Below are 8,220 nucleotides of genomic sequence, written 5' to 3'. Positions count from 1 at the left end.
AGTCTGTTAAGTACTATAAACAAAGGTGATCGCAAAGGTTTAAATAACTTTTTCCCTATCCAATATAACTTTTTCCCTATCCAATATAACTTTTTCCCTGTTTTTTACCCCTTTTTATTACTATACTATCATTACTTAATTTTAATTTAGTTATATTCGCTTTTTAAAGTAACTATTATGCGTGAAATTACCATTGCCCAAGACAATAGATTGACAGCCTCTCGTTATGAGCTTAATTTAATTGAAAAAAGAGTGTTTTATTACATAATAAAAGAAGTTCGGGATAAATACACTATTGGACAAAGAGATTTATTCGATGACTTAATTTTAAAAATACCTATATCTAAACTTTGCAAGGATACTAATCAAGAAAATGCCCAAACGGATGTTAGAAAAGGATTAAAATCCTTACGGATGCGTTCTTTTGAGTATCTGAACGATACAGAAGATAGATGGCTAGAGGTCGGTTTTATAAACTATTCTGAAATTATAAAAGGGATTGCAGAAATTCAAGTTTCTAGAAAACTAATGCCTTTTCTTGTAGAACTCAGTACTGAATTCACTCCTTATTCTCTAAATGTTGCGATGTCTTTAAAAAGTAAATGGTCGCAACGTATGTATGAACTTTGCCAAAAATGGCACGGAACAGATGGTTTTAGAATAAGAGTTGACGATTTAAGAAACTCTTTTTGCCTTAATGATAAATACAAAATGTATGCTTCTTTAAATGAAAAAGTGTTACAGGTAGCTAAAAGAGAATTAAAAGCCCTTTATGACATTGGTCAATGCGATGTTTACTTTGAGTTTTCAGAAGAAAGAAACGGCAGAACCGTAGAAACACTACGTTTTAAATTATTTCGTAAAAATTCAATGAATGTGAAAACTACTCAAGATATGTTATTAGAACTTATTCCCATATTTAAAAATCTATATAACATTGAAAAAATGCCTAAAAATGATGCTTTTATTAATAATGTTATTATCAAGCTTCAAAGAAATCCAAATCTAATTGAACCTTTAAATAAACGTATAAGAGAAATTATTTCTGCAGGAATAAAAGATGACACCGCTAGATACATTAGGTATATTTTAAACGAAGATATATTATCTTATGTTGATGTAGTTGCTAAAACAGAGATAGCGCCTAAAAAAGCATCTAAATCAATTAATTCAAACACCTCTGATGATAACCCGCAACAAAATATTTTAAATAAGATTTCTAAGATAGCAAAAAGTAAAACAGTATAGCTATGGAAAAGAAATATAACAGCAAAGAAATAGCCGAAATTTTAAATGTGTCGGACAAGTCTGTCCGAAGATATTTAAACAGTTATTTTTATATAAATAACGGGGCTTACGAAGTTTCAGAAAAAATGTTAACCATATTAAAAACCGAACATCTCGGACAATCTACGGACACATCTGTCCAAGAGTTTGATCGAGTTGAATATTTTACAGAAGAGGAGTATCAGGAGTTTCACAAAAGGTTAGTGGAATATGATATTTTAAAAGAACAGCTGGAGTATCATCGAAAATCATCTGAAAGTCACAATAAGCAAATGGAGCTTATACTAAATATGATGCAGCAAAGAAATTTTATTGAAGCTAAAGAGAAGAAACTGGATGAATCATCAATATAAAATTATAGAGTTATGAAAATTTATGAACCTGGCACTTGTCCTTATTGTGGGTTTGATTACAAAAAGCTTAAACCACAGATGGAAATGATAATTTGTTCTAAATGTGGTCAATCTTGTGCTGACATTAGTAATGCTAATTATAATTTTATTAGAGTTATTGATGGACTAATTACTAAAGAACCAAAAGATAATAAATAGAGTAAAATAACTAACTTTGTAAAAATTATAACACTATGGAAGCGATAATATTACACCCTAAAAATAAAACCCAATTATCTATTTTGAAGAATTTAGCAAAGGAATTGGGGATGTCTTTTGAAACAAAACAAGAAGGAACTGTTTTGGATAATATTAAAATCGGATTGGAAGAGATGCAACTTTTTAAAAAAGGAAAGCTAAAAACCACTCTTGCTAAAGATTTTTTGAATGAGTTATAAAATAGAACTCTCCGAAAACTTTAAAAAAGAAGCTAAAAAACTTTCTAAAAAATATCCCTCTTTAAAAACAGACCTTGCAAGTCTTTTTGAAGAGCTTGAAAAAAATCCAACTACAGGAATTCCTCTTGGTAATGATATTTACAAAATTCGTTTGGCTATATCTTCCAAAAACAAAGGCAAATCTGGAGGAGCAAGAGTTATGTCTTTTGTAAAAATTAACGATACTACAGTTTTACTTTTTTCTATTTACAACAAAGGAGATAAGGACAATATTTCAGATAAAGAAATTGAGGAACTCATTAAGGATTATATCTAATTCCCTCGATTTTAAAAAAAGGTTTTTCTGCAGCTCAAAAACCTTTTTTTAAAATGAGGATAGCGAAGCGATATTTTAGCACTTCGAGTAATATCCTTTCTTAAAAAAACATCTTCATATTTGAAGATGTTTTTTAGTTTAATATTGGATTTATAGAGAAATTAAAATCTCTTTTATATCTTCTTTGACTTGATAATAAGCCTTTTCTATTTCATCCGCTGAAACATTATTAAAAGGTTCAATTTCTGTCTTTGTAAAGCTTTTATTCAAAGGAATAGAACTCAAACCCTGTTTTATTTCTCCCTCGCTTAAAACACTATAAAATGAGCCTGTTTGTAAGGTTGTAACGTCTTGAATTTTTACTAAATCCCTTTCTTGGTATGCAAAACTTTCTCCGCTTCCTTTCCTGCGGTCGCCTATAATAGTTCTATCATAATTATTGCTTTGGGTTGCCATTAATCTATCAGCTTTACCAAATAATTGACTTACTCTCTGGGCGGTCTGTGGGTTGGTGGTTCTACCATAAAATTGATTTCCTAAATTAGATAAAATTGTATCGGATTTATCTCGTCCGTATTTATCGACCATTTGCGCAATGTCTTGGCAGGCTAATATAGTAGCGACTTTATTACTTCTTGCTGTGGCTGGTAATTGTTCTATATTGGGAACATAAACCGTTGGAAATTCATCGAGCATAAAAACGCTTTTTTCTTTTCCCTGTTGGTTTAATTGCTTACTAATTGAGGTCAAAATTAAGCCAATTATAGGGCTGTAAGTACTGGCTAAAGTTGGTGTATTTCCTATTACTAAAATGCCCTTTGAATTTGGGTTATTTAAATCAAGACTAAAATCGCTTTTAGTAGTCAAATAATAAACTTCTTCGGTGTTTATTTTAGATAGTGAAATTTGCAAGCTTGACAATACCCCTGCAAGTTGATTGTCGGCTTTATTTGCGTATGCTGTCATAATTGGCGCTATCATATCAGCACATTTTTGCTCTTTGTCTAAGGTATTTAAAAGGCTCTCTAAATTTGGTTGTAAAATCATACTCATAGCGTGGGGCAAAGTACAATATTGAGGGTGGTTCTTTTTCAAATACCAAAAAACAGAAGCAAGCAAAGCCGTTGCATTTTCACTCCAAAAGTCTGGTTTACTTATCATTGTAGGATTAAGATTTGCCAAAATTGAGAATGCAAATTCCCGGGCAAAACTATCATTAATCATCAATTCCGGTGCAATCGGATTTATTCTATTACTACGGCTCAAATCTGAGAAATTGACGAAATAAGGCTTAATAGTAGTGTTCTTATAGGCTGTATTTACATAGCTTGCCAATTCGGGAAATTTAAAATCATAAACAACTCCTGTAAAGCCTTTTTTTCCTGCGTCATAAATTAAAGGTTCTATGATTGATTTACTTTTTCCTGCTCCTGCTCCACCACTTATAAAAATTCCTGCGTATGGGTTTGGTATTGCTACACTTCCATTCAAAGAAAAACTTAAATCATTCGTTTTGGTTTCTTTTTTTACAAAAAATACCCCTCCCGACCTCTTTTTATATTTTAAATATTGCCAAATACCAACTCCAATAATAGCATATATAATAAGCTTAGTTGTTGAACCCTTTGACATTTTTCCCCAAGCCATGATAAAAGAAATTAAAAATATAAATCCAAAAAAACCTAAAACAGAATAGAGCAGTATTTTACTGCCTAAACTTCTTTCTCTTTTTTTTGCGTTCGTGTGTTCGATTTTTTTCATTTTGAAAATCCTTTAGTATTATACATATCTCGATTTAATAATTGCGTTCTTTCTTCCCGATGCTTTTTAAGTTCCTCAAAGCGGTTGTATTCCTTTGTTTTTTCCGCTTTTTTAGACTGTTCTAAGCTATTTTTATTGTTATTAACACTTTTTACTATTCTATCAGTAAAAACCCTGTCATTGCCTTTAATTGAATTAATTTCAAATTCATTTTTTTTAAAAGAAATATTTCTCAATGTTCCGTTTTTTACTTCAAAATCAACGTGAATATTTTTCTTAGCTAAATTTTCTTTTAGCTTGTTCAAATCTGTATTATATTTATTTTTGCTTGCTCTCCTTATCTCTCGCAAAGCGTTGATTTCATAAGCATTGTAAAATAATTTAGTTTCCATAATATTAAATTTAGCGTTTAAATTTCTTGACCTGTAAGGTATTTATTGATTAAAATAATCAATCTTTCTTTACTTATTTTTAATTCAAGATGTCCACTTTCTTCTAATGCCAAAATCAGACTTTCAATTGTTTTTAAATCTTCCATATTAAATTTATTTTTATAATTTATTTTCCTTTTTATTAGCGTCTAAAACCTTGTCTTTTTTCTTGGTCTTGGTCTTGGCTTTTTTCCTCTCGTTGTGCCTTTATTTGTTCAAATCGACTTAATTCATTTTCCTGCTTGTTTTTTGATTCATTTACAACAATTTCACTTTTTGAGGTCTTTTCTATATAGTTATTAATCAAGTCTTTATTTTCTATAAATGGCTCTCGAACAGGGTTTTTAATAATATTCTCTTTTTCTTGAGATAAACGTTTATTGTAAATTTCAGCTTTGGAATTTTCTTCTTTTATTTTGCTGTTGAAAAGAAAAGGAATAGGCTTTATTTCAAGCGGTTTGGCTTGGTTTATTTTTTTCTCGTATGCTTTCCTTTCTTCATATTTAGCCGTTAAATCTCGAACTTGTGAAAGGGTTTTTATAATGCCGTTTTCGAGGTCTGACTTAATTAATAAATTAACCTCATTAACTTTATAAGAATATCCTTTTGAAGTTTCTTCAAAACCGTTCCTTTTCAAAATTCCGCTAACGTGTGCGCCACTTCCAACCGATTGACAAAGGGAAATTATTTTATATAAATCGGCTTTTAAATGCTTCTCTATTTCTTCCCTTTTAACGCTTTTTGATTCTTGAACCGCTTTGCTATTTTCAACTAAAACTTTGTTTATATCGTTCCATTTTGCCCCGATTTCAGAACCTTTAAGGCTGATTTTATCCGTTTTGAATGATACCCCAAAAATTCCGTTTTTATTCTCTGAAAATTTAACGTCTATACCTTTTTTCTCCAGGGCCGTTTTGAATGCCCCTGGAGAAGAAATATTTTTATCTGTTAAAACTTTTTCGACTTCATTTTTAACATCCGTTTGCTGATTTCTTTTGTTTAAATTTTTATCTAAAACGACTTTTTTCTCTCTTGGTTTTCGTTGTGCTTTTTCTTCAGCTGTTAAAAATCTATATCCTTTTTCTGTTGTATTATCATAGATTATATTTCTGCCCTCTGTACGTTTTAAACCTTGCTCTTGCTCGATTTTATCCGCTATGACTTGAAGCCTGTTTTTTATAAATTCTTCTCTTTTTCCGTCAAATCCTAAATTTAATTTCTTGCCGTCTAAATCAACTTTATTTAAAACAATGTGATAATGAGGATTAGCCGTGTCATTATGCTTGGCTATTAAATATTGATGATTTTCAGACTTTACCCCCATTTCTTTAAGAACTGATTGCACGGCCTTTTGTCGCTGTGCTTCACTTAGCTTTTCATCTTTACTAAAATTAACTGAAAGGTGCATTACTGGCTTACTCATTCGGCTGTTACCATTGGCGACAAATCTCATCTGTTTTGCCATAGATTGAGTATTACCATAGATATTATTTTTTTCTATGATTTCGGGTTTCTTTTCTTGTTCTAAATTTTTTTCGTGTTCCTTTTGAACATAAGAAATTGTTCCCTTAAAGCCGTTTCCTGTGCTTACTCCTACTACCATTTAGAAATTATATTTTCAAGAACTTTTAATAAATTTTCAATTTCGGGAAGTTCCTTTCTTTCGTGAGCGTATCTTGTTAGCTGATTTAAATTATTGGCAACCCCGATAATTGTGCGCCTGTCAACTCCTGTACTCAAATTTTCAGATTCATTTTTTTGAACTGCCAAAACTGAACCTTTCAACATTAATTGTCTGCCGAAATCTGAAACGCTTAAACCTAATTTTTTAGCGTTAATTTCGATGTCTTTTTGCTCCTTGTCATTTACTCGAATGACTATATTTTTTAATCTTGGATTTTGTTTTTTATTCATTCGGATTTGTTTTTTTTAGAATAAGGATCAGAAAATTGCGAAGCGGTTTTTTGTCCTGTTCTTTTTTTTTAGAATTTTTAGCGTAGCGTTAAAAAAATTCAACCCCGTAGGGCGAGGGTCGTAATAAGAATATACATTTGCAATGCAAAATGTATATACGTTTACGCCCCTCGCTCCTAAATTACCGCCAATGTAATACTAAATAAATCTTCTACAAAATAATTTCTCCAAATCCCCCAAATAAAAAAGCATAAATTATATACATTTATATATTTTTATAAGGCTTTCTTTTTTATACATTTATATAAAAAAAGCTTTTTTTATATACGAAATTATTTAGAATTTTTTTAGAATTGAGATATTACCCGAAGCTAAAATTTAACTCAAAAACAACCTTAATTTGTAGTATAAAAATCGCTGTCGCTATCCTCATTTTTCAATCAAAAAAAGGCGAAACAACCGCCTTAATTTGATTAAAAAATCGAGGTAATTTTAAAGCTTATTTTTTGCGGTATGTTGAGATTTTAATAATTCTTAGCGAAATGAAACAAACAAAGATGTGAGTTTAGGAGTTCCTTGGAACGAACTAAACGAGGATTTTTTGCAGATGAATGAGATAAAAATTAAGTTCAGTATTCATTTAAAATAGTTTTAATTGGTTATTTTCAATTGTAAAATCACCATTTAATCCGCCTTTACCTCTAAAGCATTTCCTGCAAATAACAACCTCTATTTTTAAACTCATACTTCTTACTTTTTCTGTAACTTTTCCACAGTAATAGCAATGCTCTAAATTATCTCCAAAATGCTCCTTTGTATGACAGTTATAACATAAAACTTCTACCAATTTCATTAAATGTAATTCTTCAAATGAGTAAGAATAAATACCTTTTCCTTCTATCTGCTTATAATTTTTATGGTGTATTACAAACTTCCCAGTATGTTCACATTTTGAACATTTTCCACCAGTTAATTTATAAGCAATTGGTTTGTTTTCTAGATGCCAATTTGACTTTTTCCCCATAAAATTATTATTTATACTTACAAAAATGATGTATTTTCACATAAAAAAACAGAATGGAAAACAATCTTATACTTGAATTAATTAAGTTTGAAATTAAGAAAAAAAAGATTACTAAAGATAGTGTAATTGAAAAATTTGAGAAAGCTTCTAATCGTAATGATATAAACAGGAATTTTATAAATATTTCTCTAGACGTTTCTGGTTTTGATGAAGAATTAATAATGAATGAATTAGTTATTCTCCAAGAACATAACAGAAAACGAATTAAATTTGATGATGGTTGGGAATCCGTTTCAGGATTTATTCATTCTTTTTTATTAAATGAAACTGATAAACTTGTTTCTATTTCTGTTCCTTTACCTCATATAATTAAATTACTAGAAAATATAAAAAAAAGTAACTAAACTACTGATTATCAATAGTTTACAAATAATTTTCCGCGCGCCTAGTTTGCTTTTTTTATTTATTACTTTTTTCTTTTTTTTTCTCTTTTTTTAGAAATAAAAATTTTCTCTTTTTTGACGTTTTTCAATTAAATAAACATCCTTTTTTTTTCATTTTCGTATTTAGGTCATTTTAGTACATTTTCAGTACCTTTTTAGAGTCTGTTAAGTACTATAAACAAAGGTGATCGCAAAGGTTTAAATAACTTTTTCCCTATCCAATATAACTTTTTCCCTATCCAATATAACTTTTT

12 protein-coding genes are annotated in these 8,220 nt (G+C 29.8%); 6 read left to right on the top strand and 6 right to left on the bottom strand.

The window, feature by feature from the left end; translation table 11 throughout:
- Nucleotides 1-177 precede the first annotated feature (177 nt).
- The 5 genes from BLV91_RS16640 to BLV91_RS16620 are packed head-to-tail and all read left to right on the top strand — an operon-like array spanning nucleotide 178 to nucleotide 2,393.
- A complete protein-coding gene (locus BLV91_RS16640; RefSeq protein WP_091435319.1) occupies nucleotides 178-1,248 on the top strand; it encodes a replication initiation protein in 1,071 nt (356 codons plus the stop codon).
- A gap of 2 nt (nucleotides 1,249-1,250) precedes the next feature.
- Nucleotides 1,251-1,640, top strand: a complete 390-nt coding sequence (locus BLV91_RS16635) for a hypothetical protein (protein WP_091435318.1) — start codon at nucleotides 1,251-1,253, stop codon at nucleotides 1,638-1,640.
- A 12-nt stretch (nucleotides 1,641-1,652) separates the two neighbouring features.
- Nucleotides 1,653-1,838, top strand: coding sequence for a hypothetical protein (locus tag BLV91_RS16630; protein WP_091435316.1), 186 nt, complete (start codon nucleotides 1,653-1,655; stop codon nucleotides 1,836-1,838).
- 35 nt (nucleotides 1,839-1,873) lie between these two features.
- Complete coding sequence (locus tag BLV91_RS16625; protein WP_091435314.1) at nucleotides 1,874-2,077, top strand: DUF2683 family protein; 204 nt, start codon at nucleotides 1,874-1,876, stop codon at nucleotides 2,075-2,077.
- The gene (locus BLV91_RS16620) at nucleotides 2,067-2,393 is read left to right on the top strand and encodes a type II toxin-antitoxin system RelE/ParE family toxin (RefSeq protein ID WP_091435312.1); all 327 of its coding nucleotides are present in this window, start codon (nucleotides 2,067-2,069) and stop codon (nucleotides 2,391-2,393) included. Before BLV91_RS16625 ends, BLV91_RS16620 begins: the two co-directional genes overlap by 11 nt.
- 150 nt (nucleotides 2,394-2,543) lie before the next feature.
- On the opposite strand, the gene BLV91_RS16615 is transcribed toward BLV91_RS16620, so the two are convergent.
- The 6 genes from BLV91_RS16615 to BLV91_RS16595 form a co-directional block, all read right to left on the bottom strand.
- Entirely contained in the window at nucleotides 2,544-4,154 is a 1,611-nt protein-coding gene (locus tag BLV91_RS16615) for a type IV secretory system conjugative DNA transfer family protein (RefSeq protein ID WP_091435310.1), read from the bottom strand.
- Complete coding sequence (locus BLV91_RS16610; RefSeq protein ID WP_091435308.1) at nucleotides 4,151-4,546, bottom strand: hypothetical protein; 396 nt, start codon at nucleotides 4,544-4,546, stop codon at nucleotides 4,151-4,153. Before BLV91_RS16610 ends, BLV91_RS16615 begins: the two co-directional genes overlap by 4 nt.
- A 17-nt stretch (nucleotides 4,547-4,563) precedes the next feature.
- A complete protein-coding gene (locus tag BLV91_RS17270; protein WP_262488632.1) occupies nucleotides 4,564-4,692 on the bottom strand; it encodes a hypothetical protein in 129 nt (42 codons plus the stop codon).
- A 35-nt stretch (nucleotides 4,693-4,727) separates the two neighbouring features.
- Nucleotides 4,728-6,188, bottom strand: coding sequence for a relaxase/mobilization nuclease domain-containing protein (locus BLV91_RS16605; RefSeq protein WP_091435306.1), 1,461 nt, complete (start codon nucleotides 6,186-6,188; stop codon nucleotides 4,728-4,730).
- The gene (locus BLV91_RS16600) at nucleotides 6,182-6,499 is read right to left on the bottom strand and encodes a plasmid mobilization protein (RefSeq protein ID WP_091435304.1); all 318 of its coding nucleotides are present in this window, start codon (nucleotides 6,497-6,499) and stop codon (nucleotides 6,182-6,184) included. Before BLV91_RS16600 ends, BLV91_RS16605 begins: the two co-directional genes overlap by 7 nt.
- Before the next feature lie 640 nt (nucleotides 6,500-7,139).
- A complete protein-coding gene (locus BLV91_RS16595; protein ID WP_091435302.1) occupies nucleotides 7,140-7,523 on the bottom strand; it encodes a hypothetical protein in 384 nt (127 codons plus the stop codon).
- A 53-nt stretch (nucleotides 7,524-7,576) separates the two neighbouring features.
- On the opposite strand from BLV91_RS16595, the gene BLV91_RS16590 reads away from it, so the two are divergent.
- Nucleotides 7,577-7,927: a hypothetical protein gene (locus tag BLV91_RS16590; protein WP_091435300.1), complete on the top strand. Its 351-nt coding sequence runs from the start codon at nucleotides 7,577-7,579 to the stop codon at nucleotides 7,925-7,927.
- Nucleotides 7,928-8,220 lie beyond the last annotated feature (293 nt).

This window comes from Flavobacterium degerlachei (assembly GCF_900106645.1).
In the GTDB taxonomy this organism is placed as follows: domain Bacteria; phylum Bacteroidota; class Bacteroidia; order Flavobacteriales; family Flavobacteriaceae; genus Flavobacterium; species Flavobacterium degerlachei.
The sequence above is the reverse complement of the archived record's forward strand: the minus strand, read 5'-3'. Positions and strand labels throughout refer to the sequence as shown.